This window comes from Bacillus sp. DHT2, assembly GCF_026241455.1.
GTDB classification, from domain to species: Bacteria; Bacillota; Bacilli; order Bacillales; family Bacillaceae_G; genus Bacillus_A; species Bacillus_A pseudomycoides.
Window position 1 is genome coordinate 1 of the sequence record NZ_JAPHWH010000074.1, and the last position, 583, is coordinate 583.

At 40.5% G+C, this 583-nt stretch carries 2 pseudogenes; both read right to left on the reverse strand.

The window, feature by feature from the left end:
- Nucleotides 1-281: pseudogene (locus tag ORL93_RS30935) on the reverse strand (bifunctional lytic transglycosylase/C40 family peptidase); the annotation flags it as partial.
- 3 nt (nt 282-284) lie between these two features.
- Nucleotides 285-583: pseudogene (locus tag ORL93_RS30940) on the reverse strand (VirB4 family type IV secretion system protein); the annotation flags it as partial.

A 583-nucleotide genomic window follows, 5' to 3' on the forward strand; every position in this document is an offset into this window, starting at 1 on the left:
TCCTGCATCATTTGAGCCAACATTAATGGAACAAACGCTTCTACACCAAATTCCTGCGCATACTTCCGAATGGTAGGTTCCCATTTCAACACTTCAGCCGAAACATTTGCTGTCCCCATACCACCTTTTGGGTATGTAATATCCCCTTGCTTTTTATTCCCTTCCATTCCACCAATTAGTGTCATTGTAGCTCCTATAAGAAAAGTTCCAAGGAGAAAAAGTAGACTCAGAGCAATCACTATCAGCCACTTTTTCGGAATCATCTTCAGTACAAGATGCATGAATTACGCCCCTCCTCCAAATACCGCTAACTCTTCTTCTGTCACATCGACTTTAAATAAAATGTTCTTCACGGCACTGATACATAAGAGCACATCTCCTGTTGGTAAAAACGGTATTTCATTCAGTTCACTTGTACTGATTTGCCCTGCAAACACTCGTCGTAACATATCTAGGTTGTTGCTGTCTTGTTGCATAATAAATTTGTACTGCGTAAGCTCAAAGAGTGTCTTAATTTTTTCTACTGCTGCTACACTTGCATCCTCTGGCACAAAGTCTCGGATAGAATGACTTGCAAATACAA